General features: G+C 54.9%; 17 protein-coding genes and 1 other RNA gene. 12 read left to right on the forward strand and 6 right to left on the reverse strand.

What is annotated here, in order from left to right:
- The first annotated feature begins 404 nt into the window (after positions 1–404).
- From epd to argO, 5 genes are all read left to right on the forward strand, one after another.
- A complete protein-coding gene (gene epd / locus RTM06_RS14440; protein ID WP_256697315.1) occupies positions 405–1,424 on the forward strand; it encodes an erythrose-4-phosphate dehydrogenase in 1,020 nt (339 codons plus the stop codon).
- A 51-nt stretch (positions 1,425–1,475) separates the two neighbouring features.
- Positions 1,476–2,639: a phosphoglycerate kinase gene (gene pgk / locus RTM06_RS14445; RefSeq protein ID WP_312183047.1), complete on the forward strand. Its 1,164-nt coding sequence runs from the start codon at positions 1,476–1,478 to the stop codon at positions 2,637–2,639.
- 104 nt (positions 2,640–2,743) lie between these two features.
- Positions 2,744–3,823 carry a class II fructose-bisphosphate aldolase gene (fbaA, locus tag RTM06_RS14450; protein WP_256697312.1) on the forward strand — a complete coding sequence of 360 codons (1,080 nt, stop codon included), beginning with the start codon at positions 2,744–2,746 and terminating at the stop codon, positions 3,821–3,823.
- A 188-nt stretch (positions 3,824–4,011) separates the two neighbouring features.
- Positions 4,012–4,887 (forward strand): small-conductance mechanosensitive channel MscS, encoded by an 876-nt coding sequence (gene mscS, locus RTM06_RS14455; RefSeq protein ID WP_256697311.1) that lies wholly within the window; start codon positions 4,012–4,014, stop codon positions 4,885–4,887.
- A 128-nt stretch (positions 4,888–5,015) separates the two neighbouring features.
- The gene (argO, locus tag RTM06_RS14460; RefSeq protein WP_312183048.1) at positions 5,016–5,639 is read left to right on the forward strand and encodes an arginine exporter ArgO; all 624 of its coding nucleotides are present in this window, start codon (positions 5,016–5,018) and stop codon (positions 5,637–5,639) included.
- Here the strand turns inward: argO and RTM06_RS14465 are convergent.
- Positions 5,636–7,894 (reverse strand): FAD-dependent oxidoreductase, encoded by a 2,259-nt coding sequence (locus RTM06_RS14465; protein ID WP_409455805.1) that lies wholly within the window; start codon positions 7,892–7,894, stop codon positions 5,636–5,638. The two genes, argO and RTM06_RS14465, sit on opposite strands and share 4 nt — an antisense overlap.
- 57 nt (positions 7,895–7,951) lie before the next feature.
- Here RTM06_RS14465 and RTM06_RS14470 point away from each other — a divergent pair, with 57 nt between their 5' ends.
- Complete coding sequence (locus RTM06_RS14470; RefSeq protein WP_312183052.1) at positions 7,952–8,650, forward strand: IclR family transcriptional regulator; 699 nt, start codon at positions 7,952–7,954, stop codon at positions 8,648–8,650.
- On the opposite strand, the gene RTM06_RS14475 is transcribed toward RTM06_RS14470, so the two are convergent.
- Complete coding sequence (locus RTM06_RS14475) at positions 8,637–9,944, reverse strand: MFS transporter (protein ID WP_312183053.1); 1,308 nt, start codon at positions 9,942–9,944, stop codon at positions 8,637–8,639. The two genes, RTM06_RS14470 and RTM06_RS14475, sit on opposite strands and share 14 nt — an antisense overlap.
- Positions 9,945–10,161: 217 nt before the next feature.
- On the opposite strand from RTM06_RS14475, the gene RTM06_RS14480 reads away from it, so the two are divergent.
- Entirely contained in the window at positions 10,162–10,890 is a 729-nt protein-coding gene (locus RTM06_RS14480) for an oxidative stress defense protein (protein WP_061719855.1), read from the forward strand.
- 38 nt (positions 10,891–10,928) lie between these two features.
- Here RTM06_RS14480 and RTM06_RS14485 read toward each other — a convergent pair whose 3' ends face one another.
- A complete protein-coding gene (locus tag RTM06_RS14485) occupies positions 10,929–11,834 on the reverse strand; it encodes a LysR family transcriptional regulator ArgP (protein WP_007890292.1) in 906 nt (301 codons plus the stop codon).
- Positions 11,835–12,015: 181 nt separating this feature from the next.
- Here RTM06_RS14485 and rpiA point away from each other — a divergent pair, with 181 nt between their 5' ends.
- Positions 12,016–12,675: a ribose-5-phosphate isomerase RpiA gene (rpiA, locus tag RTM06_RS14490; protein WP_008108258.1), complete on the forward strand. Its 660-nt coding sequence runs from the start codon at positions 12,016–12,018 to the stop codon at positions 12,673–12,675.
- 279 nt (positions 12,676–12,954) lie between these two features.
- A complete protein-coding gene (serA, locus tag RTM06_RS14495) occupies positions 12,955–14,193 on the forward strand; it encodes a phosphoglycerate dehydrogenase (RefSeq protein WP_008108257.1) in 1,239 nt (412 codons plus the stop codon).
- A 38-nt stretch (positions 14,194–14,231) separates the two neighbouring features.
- Here serA and RTM06_RS14500 read toward each other — a convergent pair whose 3' ends face one another.
- The 3 genes from RTM06_RS14500 to zapA all read right to left on the reverse strand — a co-directional run bounded on the left by RTM06_RS14500 (position 14,232) and on the right by zapA (position 15,461).
- Entirely contained in the window at positions 14,232–14,828 is a 597-nt protein-coding gene (locus tag RTM06_RS14500) for a 5-formyltetrahydrofolate cyclo-ligase (protein WP_312183058.1), read from the reverse strand.
- A gap of 80 nt (positions 14,829–14,908) precedes the next feature.
- Positions 14,909–15,092: non-coding RNA, 6S RNA (gene ssrS, locus RTM06_RS14505), on the reverse strand.
- Positions 15,093–15,131: 39 nt separating this feature from the next.
- A complete protein-coding gene (gene zapA, locus RTM06_RS14510) occupies positions 15,132–15,461 on the reverse strand; it encodes a cell division protein ZapA (protein ID WP_007890288.1) in 330 nt (109 codons plus the stop codon).
- A 170-nt stretch (positions 15,462–15,631) separates the two neighbouring features.
- Here zapA and RTM06_RS14515 point away from each other — a divergent pair, with 170 nt between their 5' ends.
- Genes RTM06_RS14515 through ubiH form a run of 3 tightly spaced genes read left to right on the forward strand, consistent with a single transcriptional unit; the run spans position 15,632 to position 18,761 of the window.
- The gene (locus RTM06_RS14515) at positions 15,632–16,213 is read left to right on the forward strand and encodes a YecA family protein (RefSeq protein ID WP_008108255.1); all 582 of its coding nucleotides are present in this window, start codon (positions 15,632–15,634) and stop codon (positions 16,211–16,213) included.
- 50 nt (positions 16,214–16,263) lie between these two features.
- Positions 16,264–17,586, forward strand: coding sequence for a Xaa-Pro aminopeptidase (pepP, locus tag RTM06_RS14520; protein ID WP_312183061.1), 1,323 nt, complete (start codon positions 16,264–16,266; stop codon positions 17,584–17,586).
- Complete coding sequence (ubiH, locus tag RTM06_RS14525; RefSeq protein ID WP_312183063.1) at positions 17,583–18,761, forward strand: 2-octaprenyl-6-methoxyphenyl hydroxylase; 1,179 nt, start codon at positions 17,583–17,585, stop codon at positions 18,759–18,761. The genes pepP and ubiH overlap by 4 nt, the downstream gene beginning before the upstream one ends.
- The last annotated feature ends 5 nt before the right edge of the window (positions 18,762–18,766 follow it).

The following is an 18,766-nucleotide window of genomic DNA, read 5'->3' on the forward strand; positions in this document are numbered from 1 at the left end:
GCTGTTCAAAGAGTTTGGTTTCACCGTTGAGAACGTGGTTAACACGGCGAAATCGATTCTGTGATTTGAGGTCGCCATAAATGGCGACCGTACACAGCGGGTATAAAGGGCGTCCCAGCTGGGGCGCCCTTATTGATTCACCACCTCCAACCTGAAACGGTTCAATTATTCCTGTAGTAATAATTCCGCAGTGCAAAAATTGTGACGTAGATCCAATATTCCGCCACTCACTTGATCGCAATCATTCCCGTTATTCCTCTCTTGCATTACTCTAGCTGAACCGTTTCAGTCGCCAGCGAAAACGTGCATCTTGCCGGTGAGAGCAGGCAATAATTCCCTGTACAAAACGGTGTGAAACGCTCAGGCTAATCGGCACGTTTTTTCGGGTGTTGTTGAAGGTAGAAATGACCGTTCGCGTAGCAATAAATGGTTTTGGTCGTATCGGGCGTAACGTGTTGCGCGCTCTGTATGAAACCGGTCGCCGGGCTGAGATCACCGTGGTCGCCATTAACGAGCTGGCCGATGCCGCCGGGATGGCGCATCTGCTGAAGTACGACACCAGCCACGGCCGTTTTGCCTTTGATGTGCGCCAGGAGCGCGATCAGCTGTTTGTTGGCGACGACACCATTCGCATCCTGCATCAGGCGGAAATCGATGTGTTGCCGTGGCGCGAACTGAATGTGGATATCGTGCTGGATTGCACCGGCGTGTACGGCAGCCGCGCTGATGGCGAAGCCCATCTGGCAGCAGGGGCGAAGAAAGTGTTGTTCTCGCATCCGGGCGGCAACGATCTTGATGCCACGGTCGTGTTCGGTGTGAATGAACAAGCTCTTAAACAAACTGACCGCATTGTCTCCAACGCATCCTGTACCACCAACTGCATTATTCCGGTGATCAAGTTGCTGGATGACGCCTTTGGCATTGAGTCGGGCACCGTGACCACCATTCACTCGGCGATGCACGATCAGCAGGTGATTGACGCCTATCACAGCGATCTGCGTCGTACCCGCGCCGCCAGCCAATCGATCATTCCGGTAGATACGCGTCTTGCTGCTGGCATTACCCGTATTTTTCCGAAATTTAACGATCGCTTTGAGGCGATTGCGGTGCGCGTGCCCACCATCAACGTGACAGCCATTGATTTGAGCGTGTCGGTGCGCGAAGCGGTGAAGGCCTGCGAGGTTAATGCCTTGTTGCGAAATGCGTCAGAAGGGGCGTTTCGTGGTATAGTTGACTATACGGAATTACCGTTAGTCTCAGTAGATTTTAACCATGATCCGCACAGTGCCATAGTCGATGGTACGCAAACGCGGGTCAGTGGTCATCACCTTATCAAAACGCTGGTTTGGTGTGACAACGAATGGGGCTTTGCTAACCGCATGATCGACACCACGTTAGCAATGGCCGCAAGCGGTTTCAGGTAAGACGCGGACTGCGTCTGGCAAAACTTATGAGAATCAACGAGAGGGTTCACCATGTCTGTAATTAAGATGACCGATCTGGATCTTGCTGGTAAACGCGTTCTGATCCGTGCCGATCTCAACGTGCCAGTGAAAGAAGGGAAAGTGACGTCAGATGCACGTATTCGTGCTTCTCTGCCTACCATCGAAGCGGCGTTGAAACAGGGCGCGAAAGTGATGGTTACCTCTCACCTGGGTCGTCCGACCGAAGGTGAATACAACGAAGAGTTCTCCCTGCTGCCGGTTGTTAACTACCTGAAAGACAAACTGAACGGCACCAACGTTACACTGGCAAAAGATTACCTCGACGGCGTTGAAGTCGGCGCGGGCGAATTGGTTGTGCTGGAAAACGTGCGCTTTAACAAAGGCGAGAAAAAAGACGAAGAAGGCCTGTCGAAGAAATATGCCGCGCTGTGCGACGTATTCGTGATGGATGCGTTCGGTACTGCGCACCGCGCGCAGGCTTCTACCCACGGCGTGGGCAAGTTTGCACCAATCGCGTGTGCCGGTCCGCTGCTGTCAGCTGAGCTGGAAGCGCTGGGCAAAGTGATGAGCAACCCAGAGCGTCCATTAGTTGCTGTGGTTGGTGGTTCTAAAGTGTCGACCAAGTTTGATGTGCTGCAGTCGCTGGTGAAAATTGCTGACACCGTGATTGTGGGCGGCGGTATCGCGAATACCTTCGTGGCTATCGACAACAACGTCGGCAAATCACTTTTTGAGCCAGACTTCGTTGAAGCAGCGAAAAAGCTGCGTGACGAGCATGGCATCCCGGTTCCTACCGATTCTCGCGTAGGCACGGAATTCTCTGAAACTGCTCCGGCTACCGTGAAAAAGGTTTCCGAAGTAGCGGATAACGAAGAGATTATGGACTTCGGTGACGAAACCGCTCAGGCAATGGCCGCGATTCTGAAAGGCGCGAAAACCATTCTGTGGAACGGCCCGGTTGGCGTGTTCGAGTTTCCGAACTTCCGTAAAGGCACCGAAATCGTGGCGAATGCTATCGCCGATAGCGGTGCGTTCTCAGTGGCAGGTGGCGGCGATACGCTGGCTGCAATCGACCTGTTCGGTATCGAAGATAAGATCTCTTATATCTCTACCGGCGGCGGCGCATTCCTCGAGTTCGTGGAAGGCAAAAAACTGCCAGCAGTTGCTATGCTGGAAGAGCGCGCCAAGCAGTAACTCTTTGGGGGCGGCGCTTTGGCGTCGCCTGAAGGCTAGCCCTGTATGGGGCAATCAAATCGCAATCCCTTCGGGGATGAACGGTAACGAAACGGGACACAAACATGTCTAAAATTTTTGATTTCGTAAAACCCGGCGTTGTCACTGGTGACGACGTTCAGAAAATTTTCCAGGTAGCGAAAGAGAACAAATTCGCTCTGCCAGCAGTTAACTGCGTCGGCACGGACTCTATCAACGCGGTATTGGAAGCTGCGGCCAAAGTGAAAGCGCCGGTCATCGTTCAGTTCTCCAATGGTGGTGCTGCCTTCATCGCCGGTAAAGGTTTCAAAACCGACAAGCCTCAGGGCGCGGCAATCTTCGGCGCTATCGCGGGTGCATACCATGTGCATCTGATGGCTGAACAGTACGGCGTGCCAGTTATCCTGCACACCGATCACTGCGCCAAGAAACTGCTGCCGTGGATCGACGGTCTGTTGGACGCGGGTGAAGAGCACTTCAAGAAAACCGGTAAGCCGCTGTTCTCTTCTCACATGATTGACCTGTCTGAAGAGTCACTGGAAGAGAACATCGAGATCTCTGCTAAGTATCTGGCGCGCATGGCCAAGCTGGATATGACGTTGGAAATCGAACTGGGTTGCACCGGTGGCGAAGAAGACGGCGTGGACAACAGCCACATGGACGCTTCTGCTCTGTACACTCAGCCAGAAGACGTTGATTACGCTTATACCGAGCTGAGCAAAATCAGCCCACGTTTCACCATCGCGGCTTCATTCGGCAACGTGCATGGCGTGTACAAGCCAGGCAACGTGAAACTGACTCCAACCATCCTGCGTGATTCTCAGGAATACGTGGCCAAGAAACACAATCTGCCGCACAACGCGCTAGACTTCGTGTTCCACGGTGGTTCAGGTTCTTCTGCTGCAGAAATCGAAGAGTCTATCGGCTACGGCGTGATCAAGATGAACATCGATACCGACACCCAATGGGCAACATGGGACGGTATTCTGCAGTACTACAAAAAGAACGAAGACTATCTGCAAGCGCAGTTGGGTAACCCGACTGGCGTGGATAGCCCGAATAAGAAATACTACGACCCACGCGTGTGGCTGCGTTCTGCTCAGGCTTCAATGGTTGTTCGCCTCGAGCAGGCTTTCAAAGAGCTTAACGCTGTCGACGTACTGTAATTTTTCCTTACAGTAGCAAAAAGGCCCGCAAGGGCCTTTTTTTATGCGTCTCGTCCGGAAAATCCCACGAATTCAGGCCATTTTTGGCGCTTCGCCCTATTTTTGTTTACCCTTGTAATCGGAATGCCGGAGTCAATCTGGCAGTTTTTGGCAATTTCCTGCGGGAAACTCAACAACAGGGCTAACAAATGGAAGACTTAAACGTCGTCGACGGCATTAATAGTGCGGGTGGATGGCTGGTACGTAATCAGGCGCTGATCCTGAGCTATGCGGTCAATATTGTGGCGGCGATTGTTACCATCATCATTGGTATGTTCATTGCCCGCATCGTCTCCAATGCAATTAATCGCGTTCTGCTGGCGCGTCACATTGATGCGACAGTGGCTGATTTCCTCTCTGCAATGGTGCGTTACGGTATTATCGCCTTCACCGTCATCGCTGCACTGGGACGCGTTGGGGTGCAAACCGCTTCCGTGATTGCCGTGCTGGGTGCTGCCGGTTTGGCGGTGGGTTTGGCGCTGCAAGGCTCGCTATCCAACCTGGCTGCAGGCGTATTGCTGGTGACCTTCCGCCCGTTCAAAACCGGTGAGTTTGTTGATCTCGGTGGCGTGATGGGCACGGTACAAAACGTGCAGATCTTCTCCACCACCTTGAAAACGGCTGATGGCAAAATTGTCGTGGTACCAAACGGTAAAATCATCGCGGGTAATATCATTAACTATTCGCGCGAACCGATCCGTCGCAACGAATTCATTATTGGCGTCGCTTACGATGCGGATGTTGATCAGGTAATTGCACTTTTCCGTGAAGTGGTTGAAGCGGATGAGCGTGTACTGAAAGACTTGGGTATCCAAATCGGCCTGAATGAACTGGCCGCATCATCGCTCAACTTTGTGGTGCGTTGCTGGAGCAAAAGCAGCGACCTGCAAAACGTCTATTGGGATCTGATGAAGAACTTCAAACGTACGCTGGACGCGAACGGCATCGGCATTCCTTATCCGCAGATGGATGTGCATCTGCATCAGGTGAAGAGCGAGCAACAGCAACCTGCGCGCACTGAGTAAATAAGAAAGGCACCTGCGGGTGCCTTTTTTATTACTTATTCTAATGGACGATTAAATATTTCAATTTCCTCTAATATCCTCGCGTCACTATACTGCATCGCATCTCCCCATTTTTTAGGATTGTTTCCGTGTTATCTGTTTATTTACAAGGGTTTGCTCTTGGTGCTGCGCTGATTCTGCCGCTAGGGCCGCAAAATGCTTTCGTGATGAATCAGGGCATCAAACGCCACTACCATCTGATGACCGCATCGCTGTGTACCATTAGCGACATTGCGCTGATCTGCGGTGGGATTTTTGGCGGCAGCGCGTTGTTGAATCAATCGCCGATCTTATTGATGCTGATCACCTGGGCGGGCGTGGCGTTTCTGCTGTGGTACGGCTGGGGCGCGCTGCGCAGTGCGTGGAAGGGCGATGTTTCATTGGCATCTGACGCAGAGCTGAAACAAGGGCGCTGGCGCATTATCGCCACCATCCTGGCAGTCACCTGGCTCAATCCGCATGTCTATCTCGACACCTTTGTGGTGCTCGGCAGCCTCGGTAGCCAGCTTCCCTCTGAAGATGCGCGTCGCTGGTTTGCATTTGGCACCGTGAGCGCCTCAATCATCTGGTTCTTCGGCCTGGCGCTACTGGCAGCGTGGCTGTCGCCGCGGCTGCGCACCGTGCGAGCGCAGCGCATTATCAATCTGCTGGTCGGCGGAGTGATGTGGTTTATCGCCATTCAGCTGGCGCGTCAGGGCATTGCCGCTCTCTAATGCAGATGTAATCCGTACAGTGCGGGTAGCGCGCCCGCGCTGGCGAGCAACTCCAGCCGAATCTGGCTAAAACTCACGCCTTTTGGCACCGCGTGATGACACAGCGAGTGATGATTTTCCGTCACCTCCGCCAAGAGCATCTCATCCAGCCATACCCGATAATGCGTGGTGCAGTGCGGCGTCACCGCCTGTGCGTGCCCCATTTGCACCGTTTCCATCGCATGATCGAAGTCGTTGTCGAACAGTAAGGTAATCTGTTTTGCCCGTTGCGGTTCGTTCCAGTGCCAGCACGCGTAGGGATGCGTATCATCCTGCGCGGGCACCCAGCAATTGGTGTGCTGTTCCGGGCGTAGCTTGCCGTTGAGCAGGTAGTCGCGGTGCCAGAGTTGCAGCGGCATTTCCGGCGCAAAGGCCAGCAGGATTTGCTGTGGGGCACGGCGCGGCAGCCAGAAATCAAACTCATCAACGCCGTAATCGCCATCGTTAATCTGCCGGGTGCGCTTCGCCACGCGCGGATTCAAACTGTTGAAGACCATCATTACGGCAGGTAAACGCTGGCTGGTCAGCGCAACTTCAATTGCGGCGTTTTCCTCAAAGGCGATAAACACATAGCGATCGCAATCGGCACGATAATCAAAGCTCAGTCGATACGTGCCTTGCTCAGTAACCGTGATGCTTTGCGTGGCCAGATGGCAATCGCCGCAGGTATTGGCCGGATTAGCGCTGGAGAGCAGCGACACCTGTAATTTCTGCGCATATGCGGCGCGTAACTGCACGCTAATCGTCGGCAAGCGTTCACCCGCTTTAAGTGGCAGCAGCAAAGCACAGCGGGATTTTAGCGGCTGCCAACCGGCATCAGCGGGCAGGGCGCGCAGCTGTAAGGTACTGCTCACCGTGACATGCGCATCACGCGCGGGGTTTGCCAACGGATGTCGTGGAAAAAACGCGCCCTGACGCAGCAGATGCTGCTGCAGCTGACCAACGCGGTCTGGCTGCGCCAGTTCGGCGGGCGTGATCTGCATTTGCTGGCACAGCGCTGCCGCGCGACCCACCACTTCGCCCAGCACGCCGCAGGTGCACATAACGCGAGCGCTGCCAAAGGCGACGTGCGTTGCGGAGATCAGTCGGCCAGTTAACAACAGATTGTCCAGCGACTGGCTGTAGAGTGCGCGGAAGGGAATGGTGTAAGTGCCTTTGCTGTGGAACTGACGACAGCCATCGTGTTCGCTGTAGACGCCGTCGGCCGGATGCAGATCAATCGACCAGCCGCCATACGCCACCGCGTCGTAGTGGTCGCGCTGTTCGATGATGTCCTGCTGGCACAGCAGGGTATCGCCGAGAAAACGTCGACTCTCGCGCTTGCCGGGAATCAGGCCAACCCATTCGATGGTGAGGTTATCGGCATCGGGGAATTCGCCGGAGTTTTTGATGTAATCCCACACGCCCCAGACAATTTTCCACAGCTCCCACTTGATGGTTTCGCTCTCGTGCACGGTATCAAGCCGTCCGCCCCATTCCAGCCACCATAAATCGCAGCCGTTCAGTTCTGAACTCAGGCGTTTATAGCGCGGGATGGCGGTAATCTCTTTCAGTGCGAAAGAGGGCGCAACGAAGCGTACTGGTTGCGCTGCACGCTTGGTGTAGAAATAAATGGAATGCCCGAGCTTGTGGCCAAAATTCTCGCCCGGCGCCATCTTCTCGCCGAACTCCTCCACGGATTCTGCACCCACACGATGTGCCGCACCGGCCAGATAGCCCAACACGCCATCGCCGCTGGCATCGATAAATTGTGACGCCGAAACCTGATAACGCGTTTGATTGATGGCATTGAATGCCTGCACTGACTGCAAGCGGCGGCCCGACTTTTCGATCTCAGTAACAACCGTATTGAGCAGCAAAGTCAGGCCGGGCTGTGCCTGCACCATGTCCAGCAGCACCATATCGAACAGTACCGGATTGCCCTCTTTGTTACGCCACAGGTTCTCCTCCATGATCTCGCCCATGATGCCGCCTTCGCGCGCCCAGCGATTGTTATTGCCCATGTGCGAAGTGGCGCCGTTGGCCCACAAGCGCACTTCGCTGGAGGCGTTGCCGCCCAGTACCGGACGATCCTGAATCAGCACCACATCAAGGCCATCGCGTGCGGCGGCGAGTGCGGCACACACGCCCGCCAGTCCACCGCCGACGATCAGCAACTCCGCTTGTAGCCGTTGTTGCGGAAAGTCGCGTACATTTTGCGTAGAGAAAGTCTGCATCATTTCATTCCTCTGACTCTAAGGCTAAGATTGGATTTTTCCCGCCGCAGGTGATCTATGTCTTCTCAACCCAACCAAAGCCTGATTGACGGTATTCGCTGCCTGCAATATCTGGTGTCCAGTGATAAAGCCGTGGGTTGCCGTGAACTGGCGCGCCAGATGGGGATGAACAGCACGCGTGTGAATCGCCTGCTGATGACCATGGCCTCGATAGGACTGACCACGCAGGATGAGCATCGACGCTATTTGCCCGGCCCCGGTATTCACGCCTTGGCGGCACAGGCGATTCGCGGATCTTCGCTGTTTGCGCAGGCGTTGCCGCAGCTGGAACGGCACGCGCCGCGTGATATCGTGGTGGCGCTGGGCGTGCTGTGGGAAGATCAGGTGATCTACATCTGGCACTCGGAACCCGGTGAACGCATCAACGCCAGCCAGGCGCTGGCCGGTTTCCGCATGCTGCCCGCATGGCAATCGGTGATTGGCGTGTCGTTGCTGGCGGCGGAGAGCGATGAGGCGCTGCGCCCGCGTTTTAACGACGAACAGTGGTTGCAAATTGCGCCGCTGCTGGCGCGTAAGCGTGCTGAGAGTTACCTGATCTGGCACCGTGATGACGGCGAAATCAGCATGGCGCAGCCGATCGATAACAACCGCGCTGCACTGGCGTTTGCCAAAATCTGGCAGGACGATGAGGCGCATCTCGCGCAGCGACTGCAACAGCTGCAATCGCTGGCGCAAACCGTCATCACCCCGCGCTAACATGATCGATTTTCCCGACAATAAACAGATAACTGCAGATGCCAATCGCGGCCAGCACGGCGATAAACGCCAGTGCTGGCGCGAAGTTATCGCCGTCGATTAACGCACCAATAGCAATCGGCACCACGATGGAGGAGAGCGCGCCGGTAAAGTTAAATACGCCGCCCGCCAGACCAATCAAATGGCGCGGTGCCAGCGACGTGACAAACACCCACGTAATGGTTGCCAGTCCGTTGCCGAAAAATGCCAGCGACATAAATAGGATGATCAGCGTGGAATCATCGGTGTAGTTGGCACCAAGAATAAACAGCGTCAGGAATAGACCCAGGATTACCGGCAGCTTGCGCGCCACGCTGGCAGAAATGCCGCGGCGTATCATGCGATCCGAGGCAAATCCGGCCAGCAGCACGCCGCAGAAGGCGGCGAAATAGGGCACCGAAGCCACATATCCGCTTTTGATGAAGCCCATGTGGCGATACTCAACCAGATAGGTCGGGAACCAGGTGAGGAAGAACCAGAAGGTGGCAGAAATGGTGAACTGGCCGATATAGATGCCGACCAATTTTCGGCTGCGGAACATCTGCGCCAAATCACTCCAGCGCGCTTTGGGTTGCTGCGTATTCTGCCGACTCTCCAGCAGCGCACCGTTGTCGCGCAAATAGTTAAGCTCAGCTTCGGACACGCCTTGATGCTGATTTGGCTCGCGGTAGAGCCAATACCACACCAGCGCCCACATCATCCCCGCGAATCCGGTAATCAAAAACAGCCCGCGCCAGCCAAATGCATCCTGCAGATGAAACAGCAGCGGCGTCATACAGGCGAGGCCGACAAACTGCGCTGAGGAGTAAATACCGATCGCACTGGCGCGCTCTTGCTCCGGGAACCAGCTGGAAATTACCCGATTATTGGAGGGCATCACCGGCGCTTCAAACGCTCCCACGCCCAGCCGCAGACCAAACAGTGCGCCAAAGCTGTTGGCAAGCGCATGCAGCGCGGTAATCAATGACCAGGCAAATAAACCGACGCCATAGACCACGCGCGCGCCAAGGCGGTCTATGAGGAAGCCGCCGGGGATCTGCAGTGCAGCGTAGATCCAGCCGAAAGCAGAGAAGATCAATCCCATCTCCATCGGCGTGAAGCGCAGTTCGCCCGCCATTGCGGTAGCGGCAACCGACAGGTTAGTACGATCCATGTAATTGATAATGATATTAATAAACACCAGAGCGAGCATCAGAAAGCGCGTGCGTCCAGCGCGAACGCTGACGGCTGTTTGGCTAAGCGGCTGTTCTGTCATTGGCAACTCTCCCGAACCCAGAAGTGTTTCTTTAATAGAAACGGATAAGTGCTTAATAGGCGAATCCGTACAGCTGAATTTGCGATCGCGGCTACGTTAAAAAGGAGATTGCTCGAACTTTTGAGCTGTTTACTAATCAGATAAGCACACATGTTAATGTGTTTTAGGTTTAGCCATAATGGCAACCTGCAAATTGAATCCCTCAAGGAGGACTTTCGTGAAACTGAAAGCACTGGCGCTGGCCGCCGTAATGAGCACGGGTGCACTGTCCGGTTTAGTTCAGGCAGGCGAATTGCCGAATGGACCGCATGTGGTGACGTCTGGACAGGCAAGCGTTGATGCCACGCCAGATCTCGCGACGCTCGCTATTGTGGTGAATGTTTCGTCGAAAGACGCGGCAGAAGCGAAGAAACAAGCTGATGACCGCGTGGCGCAATATTTCGATTTCCTGCAAAAGAACGGCATCGAGAAAAAAGATATTGATGCTGCAAACCTCAGCACGCAGCCAGAGTATGATTACACCAAAGAAGGTAAGTCGGTACTGAAAGGCTATCGTGCCGAGCGTCAGGTGCAGGTGACGCTGCGTCAACTGGACAAGCTGAACGAGCTGCTGGATGGCGCGTTGAAATCTGGCCTGAATGAAATTCGTTCCGTTGAACTGGGTGTGGCGAATCCGGACAGCTATAAAGAGAAAGCGCGTAAAGTGGCGATCGCCAATGCTACGCAGCAGGCCAATGCGCTGGCAGAAGGGTTTAACGCTAAGTTAGGTTCGGTTTACAGCATCCGCTATCACGTTGCGAACTACCAGCCGATGCCGATGGCGCGCATGTACAAAGCCGCCGCTGCACCCGCTGATACCACCGCGCAGCAAACTTACGAGCAGCAGAGCATTCACTTTGACGATCAGGTGGATGTGGTGTTCGAAATCAAACCGAATACACCGTAAGTTTGTATACCAGGTCGCCATTAATGGCGACCTGATCTTTACGCCGGCAACACATCCTGACGCAGCACGCGATGTCCGTGCGCAATCAGCGCATCGGTGACGCTGCGCATCAAGCGGCTTTCCGGCGCAAACCGGTGCCAGTACAGCATACGACGCTGATACAGGCCTGGCGTCAAATCAACCAGCTCACCTTGCGCCAGCTCGCGCTCAATCTGCAGATGCGGAATCATACAGCACACCGACCCCTGACGCGCCAGCTGCACAAAGGCTTCTGACGAGTTAACGATATGGCAGGGCACGCTGCCCGGCGACAGGTCAAAATTCTGCTGTAAAAACGCCTGATGCATATCATCCAGATGATCAAACGCCACCGCCGGCGCTTTCAGTAGCGCAGAGCGCGTCACGCCATTTGGGAAGTAACGTGCAGCAAAATCAGGTGAGGCGCAGAACAGATAATCGAGCGCGCCCAATTGATCCACTAAGCAGCTGGGCAGCGGCTGCGGCTGAATACTCACCGCGCCGACCACTTCACCACGACGCAGACGTTCCTGCGTGCGGGTTTCATCTTCTACCTGCAAATTCAGGCGCACCGGCGAATCGGCCAGTACATCTTTCAGCGCGGGCAGCAGCCAGGTTGCCAGACTGTCGGCGTTGACCGCCAGCGACAGCAACAGCGGCGTGGTTCCACCGTTGTCATCACCCAGCCACTCCTCTTCCAGCAGTTCAACCTGATGTAACAACGCCAGTAATTTTTGTCCCTGCTCGGTCGGGCGCGGTGGCACGGTGCGCACCAGCAGCGGCTGACCAAATAAATTTTCCAGCTGTTTAATACGCTGCGAAACCGCAGATTGGGTAATGCAGAGTTTTTGTGCCGCACGCTCAAAGCCGCGCTCGCGAATCACAGCATCCAGCGCCTGAAGCGTTCGATAATCCGGGCGTTTCATTGTTGTTCTCTCTCGTTCAGGGTGGACGTTACTATGCCATAAAACTGTCAAATTGTGCTGCGGCGCATTTTTGCGGGCTGGCTTCCAAAGCGTTAAATCGGCTGTCTAACAGTCGCGCTTTTTTACAGCGCCTTGTTTTATACTACGCGCACTTCGATGTCGCACAGGTTTTAAACATACCATGACCCAGGATGAACTGAAAAAAGCGGTAGGTTGGGCAGCCCTGCAGTACGTAGAGCCCGGCACCATTGTCGGCGTAGGCACCGGATCAACGGCAGCGCATTTCATTGATGCACTCGGCACCATGAAGAATCAGATTGAAGGTGCGGTTTCCAGCTCGGAAGCCTCGACAGAGAAACTGAAAGCGTTAGGCATTCACGTCTTCGATCTCAACGAAATTGATGAGCTGTCGGTTTACGTCGATGGTGCCGATGAAATCAATCCGCAGATGCAGATGATCAAAGGCGGTGGCGCAGCGCTGACGCGTGAGAAAATCGTTGCAGCGGTGGCGAAGAAATTCATCTGCATTGCCGATGCATCGAAAGAAGTCGATGTGCTGGGCAACTTCCCGCTGCCGGTTGAAGTGATTCCGATGGCGCGTTCTTATGTGGCGCGTGAACTGGTTAAACTCGGCGGCTTGCCGGAGTATCGCCAGAACGTCATTACCGACAACGGCAACATTATTCTCGACGTGCATAATCTGCGAATTCTCGACCCCATCGAACTGGAAAAAACCATCAACGCGCTGCCTGGCGTGGTGACCGTTGGCCTGTTTGCAGGACGTGGCGCCGATGTCGCGCTGATTGGCACCGCCGACGGCGTAAAAACCATCGTAAAATGATCTGTCCGGCGCGCGTCATGCGCCGGTTATTTCCATCCGCAAAACATCTTTTCTCGCCAGGCTGAAATTTGGTGACTTATGTCACAAAAGATTCATCAGCAGTGAGTTCGTACTTCGTCCACTCAGGATGTCACGATTTTGTACGGCATTGTGCTGTCTCCGCGTGGGCGCGTGCTGGCTCCCAGGCAATCGTTTGTATTGCTGCGCACGAAATTTTTGATATTTTGACAGAAGGCTACCTTATGGTAGTCCTCATTGAATTCTGAATAGGGTCGGGAAATGGCAAAGGTATCACTGGAAAAAGACAAGATTAAGTTCCTGCTGGTGGAAGGCGTTCACCAGAGTGCGCTGGAAAACCTGCGTGCAGCAGGCTACACCAACATCGAGTTTCACAAAGGGGCGCTGGATGCGGAGTCGCTGAAATCCTCCATCCGCGATGCGCACTTCATTGGTATCCGTTCCCGTACCCAACTGACCGAAGAGATCTTCGCTGCCGCAGAAAAGCTGGTAGCAGTCGGCTGTTTCTGTATCGGTACCAACCAGGTTGATCTCGGTGCTGCGGCGAAACGCGGCGTGCCGGTGTTCAACGCACCGTTCTCCAACACCCGTTCAGTGGCTGAGCTGGTGATTGGCGAAATGTTGCTGATGCTGCGTGGCATTCCTGAAGCCAACGCCAAAGCGCACCGTGGCATCTGGAATAAAGTCGCCAACGGTTCGTTCGAAGCACGCGGCAAAAAACTGGGTATCATCGGCTACGGCCACATCGGCATGCAACTGGGTGTGCTGGCAGAAAGCCTCGGTATGCACGTGTTCTTTTACGATATCGAAAGCAAACTGCCGCTGGGTAATGCGACGCAGGTGCGTCATCTCTCCGATCTGCTCAACATGAGCGACGTGGTGAGCCTGCACGTTCCTGAAACCCAGTCGACCCAGAACATGATTGGTGCCGAAGAGTTGGCGCTGATGAAGCCAGGCGCGCTGCTGATCAACGCCGCGCGCGGTACCGTGATTGATATTCCGGCACTGTGTGATGCCCTGGCGAACAAACATCTGTCAGGTGCCGCCATCGACGTGTTCCCGGTTGAGCCTGCCACCAACAGCGATCCATTCAACTCTCCGTTGTGCGAGTTCGACAACGTGATTCTGACGCCGCACATTGGTGGTTCAACACAGGAAGCGCAGGAAAACATCGGTATCGAAGTGGCTGGCAAGCTGGCGAAGTATTCGGATAACGGTTCTACGCTGTCTGCGGTTAACTTCCCGGAAGTTTCGCTGCCAATGCATGCGGCGAGCGCGAGCCGTTTGTTGCACATCCACGAAAACCGTCCAGGCGTATTGACGGCCATTAACCTGATCTTTGCCGAGCAGGGTATCAACATCGCGGCTCAGTATCTGCAAACTACGCCGGTGATGGGTTATGTGGTGATTGATATCGATGCGGAAAAAGATGTAGCGGATAAAGCGCTGCAGGCGATGAAGGCGATTCCGGGCACCATCCGCGCCCGTCTGCTGTACTGATTAATCAGGGCGCCATCGGCGCCCTTTGTTTTTCCTGTTTACGCTTCCCATTGCCACAGTTTCGATGGCGTCAGTATCGCGGGTAGCGGCACATCCCATGCAGCGACTGGCAGCGCTTCTACGTGCTGGCAATCATGTGCGATCCCCACCGGAAGAAAACCATGCTGTTGCCAGTGTTGCAGCGTGCGATCGTAAAATCCGCCACCCATTCCCAAACGTTGACCTGCATGGTCAAACGCCACCAGCGGCACCAGCATCACATCGAGTTGATCCAGCGTTGCCAGTTGTGTGATATCCAAAGGCGGTTCCGGGATGCGAAGTTTATTTGGCATGAGTGAAGTTTCTGGGGTGTAACGGATAAACAGCAGATTGCCAGGCGAGAAGGGATGAAGCACCGGTAAATAGACCTGTTTTTTTTGCTGCCACAGTTTGGCGATCAGCGGGCGGGTATTGATCTCTCCATCGACAGACAAAAACAGCGCAATGCGTTGAGCATTAGCGATCGGCGCAATGTTGATGGCGTGTTCAGCCAACTGATCGGCGGCCTGTTCTTGCTGTTCAGATGTGAGATTACGGCGCAAATGGCGCACATGCTGTCGGATGTCTTGACGGTCGAGAAGTGAGGGCGCTGACATGATATCTAAATCCCCGGAATAATCGCTTCTTAAAAGCGATTATATCATGCGAACCGGGGAATCAGACTTGCTACTAAATGGAGATCTCCGAGATGCCGCCGCAGGCTGTAACCCTTGAACCCTTGGTTCAAGGTGAACATGCCGTCACAACTATTAGGCTTCTCGGACGGACCGAGCATGCGCACAAATTGTGGAGCGTCACATTCTGTTGGTATGAAATATCGGCTCAGGGGACTGGCCCGCTTGCAAACATCTCAGAGAAAATTTACTTCACCGTCACTCTAGCATGAGGACCATGAAGTGTTATTCAAAATTAGGGCCCTGGCGGTCAGTTATGCGACCTTGCTCTACTAACGCTTGTTCAATGGTCTGTTGCAGCATGCGGATACGTTGTTCCATGTTTGCTGCATAGTCGCGCGTCTTACCTTTCTCTTGTGCCAACTCGTGGCAGATGTTTAACGCGGCGATGAACACCAGCTGCTCTGTATTGGTGACTCTAGTGCGAACTTTTAAATCTTGCAACCGTTGATTGAGATCCTCTGCGGCCAGATTCAGCGCATCTTGCTGTTCAGGCGGGCAATTCACTCTTAACGAACGACCAAAAATTTGAATATCTACTGGTTGTGCAGACATGCCACCATCCTAACTGATTACTTCGATCGCATCTCCCTTACCGGTCAATGGGTTGGGAGGTGCGAAACTATATATACCCGAGTTATAAGTTACAACCCCTTTTCTGGAAACCCAGAGGCACCTGGTGGTAGCATAACACGAACTTATTCCGCCAACGACGACCAAAGCTTATGTCTTTACAGAACGCAACGCCGAGTTACAACGCGCTGGCCGCGGCCCTTTCACAGCAGGGCGTGGGCATGACGCCAGCCGAAATGCATGGTCTTCTTTCCGGGATCCTGTGCGGCGGCAATCAGGATACCAGCTGGAAAACCATGGTTCACGATCTCACCAACGAAGGCATGGCGTTTTCGCAGAGCCTGTCTCAGCCGTTGCAAGCGCTGCATGAAAGCCTGGCGACCACGCTGGAAGATGAAGGCTTTATGTTCCAGCTGATGTTGCCGGAAGATGATGACATCACGGTATTCGATCGCGCGGATGCACTGGCCGGTTGGGTAAACCACTTCCTGCTCGGTTTGGGCGTCACTCAGCCTAAGCTGGAGAAAGTGACCGGTGAAACCGGCGAAGCGATTGACGATCTGCGTACTATTGCACAGCTTGGCTATGACGAAGATGAAGATCAGGAAGAGCTGGAGCAGTCGCTTGAAGAGGTGATTGAATACGTGCGCGTTGCCGCTCTGCTGTGCCATGACACCTTCACGCGTCAGCATCAGCCAACCGCACCAGAAGTACAGAAACCTACGTTACACTAAGCGCGTCAATGCGGGTGCGTTGTGGCCCGTCTTCAACAGGGAGTGCAAACATGATTACCTTGGATACGTTTCAACAACGTCGTCAGGCGTTGATTGCCCGCATGGCGCCAGGCAGCGCGGCATTGATTTTTGCTGCACCTGAAGTGACGCGCAGCAACGACACCGAATACAACTTTCGGCAAAACAGTGACTTCTGGTACTTCACCGGTTTTAACGAACCGCAGGCGCTGCTGGTATTGATCAAAAGCGATGACAAGCACAATCACAGCGTGCTGTTCAATCGCGTGCGTGACCTGACGGCCGAAATCTGGTTTGGTCGCCGCCTTGGTCAGGATGCCGCACCGGCAAAACTGGGTGTCGATCGCGCCTTGCCGTGGGATGACATTGGCGAGCAGCTGCATCAACTGCTTAACGGGCTGGATGTGGTTTACCACGCGCAGGGCGAATACGCAGAAGCCGATCAGTTTGTGTTCAGCGCGCTGGAAAAACTACGTCGCGGCTTCCGTCAAAACCTCAGCGCGCCGGATACGCTTACCGACTGGCGTCCGTGGGTGCATGAAATGCGCCTTTTCAAAAGTGCGGAAGAGATTGAGATGCTGCGCCGCGCCGGCAAAATCAGCGCGCTGGCGCACACCCGAGCGATGCAAGCCTGTCGTCCAGGCATGTTCGAATATCAGCTGGAAGGCGAAATTCATCACGAATTCAATCGCCACGGCGCGCGTTTCCCCTCGTACAACACCATTGTTGGTTCCGGCGAAAATGGCTGCATTCTGCACTATACCGAAAACGAATGTGAAATGCGTGATGGCGACTTAGTGCTGATCGACGCAGGCTGTGAATTCCACGGCTACGCGGGCGATATCACCCGCACCTTCCCGGTCAACGGCACCTTCAGCGAGCCGCAGCGAGCTATCTACGACATCGTACTGGCCTCGCTCTACAAAGCGCTGTCGATGTTCCGTCCGGGCATCAGCATCCATGACGTCAATGACGAAGTGGTGCGCATCATGATCACCGGGCTGGTCGATCTCGGCATTCTGGATGGCAACATCGATACGCTGTTTGAAGAGCAGGCGCATCGTCCGTTCTTCATGCACGGTTTGGGCCACTGGCTGGGGCTGGATGTGCACGATGTCGGCCATTACGGCACGCCAAGCCGCGACCGCTTACTTGAGCCGGGCATGGTGCTGACCGTTGAGCCAGGCTTGTATATCGCGCCAGATGCCAAAGTGCCGCCACAATATCGCGGTATTGGCATTCGCATCGAAGATGACATCGTCATCACCGCTGACGGCAACGAGAATCTCACCGATAGCGTAGTGAAAGACGCCGACGCGATTGAAGCCTTGATGGCGGCGGCACGTCGCGCATGAGCATTTTGATTGCCGGCGGCGGCATGACCGGCGCGACCCTTGCGCTGGCGATTTCACATCTGACGCAAGGCCAACTGCTGGTTACGCTGATTGAACGCAGCCAGCCCGACAGCCGCGCACATCCCGGCTTCGACGGACGCGCGATTGCGTTGGCGGCAGGCACCTGTCAGCAGTTAGCGGATATCGATCTGTGGCGCTCGCTGGCCGATTGCGCCACGCCAATTACCGATATTCACGTTTCCGATCGCGGTCATACCGGTTTTGTTTCGCTTAAAGCGCAAGATCATCAGGTTCCGGCGCTCGGCCAGGTGGTCGAACTGTTTGATGTCGGCCAGCGACTGTTTCAACGCCTGCAGAAAGCGCCTGGCGTCACGCTGCGCTGCCCGGATCGCGTAACTTCGGTATCACGCACCGCAGATAACGTGCAGGTCACGCTGAACAGCGGCGAACAACTGAAAGGCGCATTACTGGTGGCCGCCGACGGTGCGCGTTCACCTTTAGGCGCGTCCTGCGGTATCACCTGGCAGCGCGACGATTATCAGCAGCTGGCGGTGATTGCCAATGTGTCGACGCAGTTACCGCATCAGGGCCGCGCCTTTGAGCGCTTTACCGAACACGGCCCGCTGGCGCTGTTGCCGATGTCCGGCAACCGCATGTCGCTGGTGTGGTGCCATCCGCTTGAGGCGCAAGCAACGGTTAAGCAGTGGGACGATGCCACCTTCCTGCAAGAACTGCAGCGCGCATTTGGCTGGCGGTTGGGGCGTTTCACGCACACCGGTCAACGCGAACATTATCCGCTGGCGTTGCAAACCGCTGAACGTCAGGTGACGCATCGTCTGGCGCTGGTGGGCAACGCGGCACAAACGCTGCATCCGATTGCCGGACAAGGCTTCAATCTGGGTTTGCGCGATGTGATGTCACTGGCAGAAACGCTGGCGGGCGCACATCGTCAGCAGCAAGATCCCGGCAGTTTCGCGGTATTGCAGCATTTTGCCGCGCGACGTCAGCCCGATCGTGCCGCCACTATTGGCGTCACTGACGGTTTAGTCCGACTGTTTGCTAACCGCTATGCGCCGTTGGTAGCAGGACGAAATCTTGGGCTGGTGGCGATGGACCATCTGCCTTGGCTACGAAATCCACTTGCCGTGCGCACGCTCGGCTGGGTTAAGCGTTAAGCACG

This window comes from Pantoea sp. CTOTU46764 (genome assembly GCF_031974595.1).
GTDB lineage: Bacteria > Pseudomonadota > Gammaproteobacteria > Enterobacterales > Enterobacteriaceae > Pantoea > Pantoea trifolii.

Excerpts from the sequence above, each read along its gene's own strand:
- epd (WP_256697315.1), top strand. The coding sequence starts at position 405 with ATGACCGTTCGCGTAGCAATAAATGGTTTTGGTCGTATCGGGCGTAAC.
- pgk (WP_312183047.1), top strand. The coding sequence starts at position 1,476 with ATGTCTGTAATTAAGATGACCGATCTGGATCTTGCTGGTAAACGCGTT.
- fbaA (WP_256697312.1), top strand. The coding sequence starts at position 2,744 with ATGTCTAAAATTTTTGATTTCGTAAAACCCGGCGTTGTCACTGGTGAC.
- mscS (WP_256697311.1), top strand. The coding sequence starts at position 4,012 with ATGGAAGACTTAAACGTCGTCGACGGCATTAATAGTGCGGGTGGATGG.
- RTM06_RS14465 (WP_409455805.1), bottom strand. The coding sequence starts at position 7,894 with ATGCAGACTTTCTCTACGCAAAATGTACGCGACTTTCCGCAACAACGG.
- RTM06_RS14470 (WP_312183052.1), top strand. The coding sequence starts at position 7,952 with ATGTCTTCTCAACCCAACCAAAGCCTGATTGACGGTATTCGCTGCCTG.
- RTM06_RS14475 (WP_312183053.1), bottom strand. The coding sequence starts at position 9,944 with ATGACAGAACAGCCGCTTAGCCAAACAGCCGTCAGCGTTCGCGCTGGA.
- RTM06_RS14485 (WP_007890292.1), bottom strand. The coding sequence starts at position 11,834 with ATGAAACGCCCGGATTATCGAACGCTTCAGGCGCTGGATGCTGTGATT.
- rpiA (WP_008108258.1), top strand. The coding sequence starts at position 12,016 with ATGACCCAGGATGAACTGAAAAAAGCGGTAGGTTGGGCAGCCCTGCAG.
- serA (WP_008108257.1), top strand. The coding sequence starts at position 12,955 with ATGGCAAAGGTATCACTGGAAAAAGACAAGATTAAGTTCCTGCTGGTG.
- RTM06_RS14500 (WP_312183058.1), bottom strand. The coding sequence starts at position 14,828 with ATGTCAGCGCCCTCACTTCTCGACCGTCAAGACATCCGACAGCATGTG.
- zapA (WP_007890288.1), bottom strand. The coding sequence starts at position 15,461 with ATGTCTGCACAACCAGTAGATATTCAAATTTTTGGTCGTTCGTTAAGA.
- RTM06_RS14515 (WP_008108255.1), top strand. The coding sequence starts at position 15,632 with ATGTCTTTACAGAACGCAACGCCGAGTTACAACGCGCTGGCCGCGGCC.
- pepP (WP_312183061.1), top strand. The coding sequence starts at position 16,264 with ATGATTACCTTGGATACGTTTCAACAACGTCGTCAGGCGTTGATTGCC.
- ubiH (WP_312183063.1), top strand. The coding sequence starts at position 17,583 with ATGAGCATTTTGATTGCCGGCGGCGGCATGACCGGCGCGACCCTTGCG.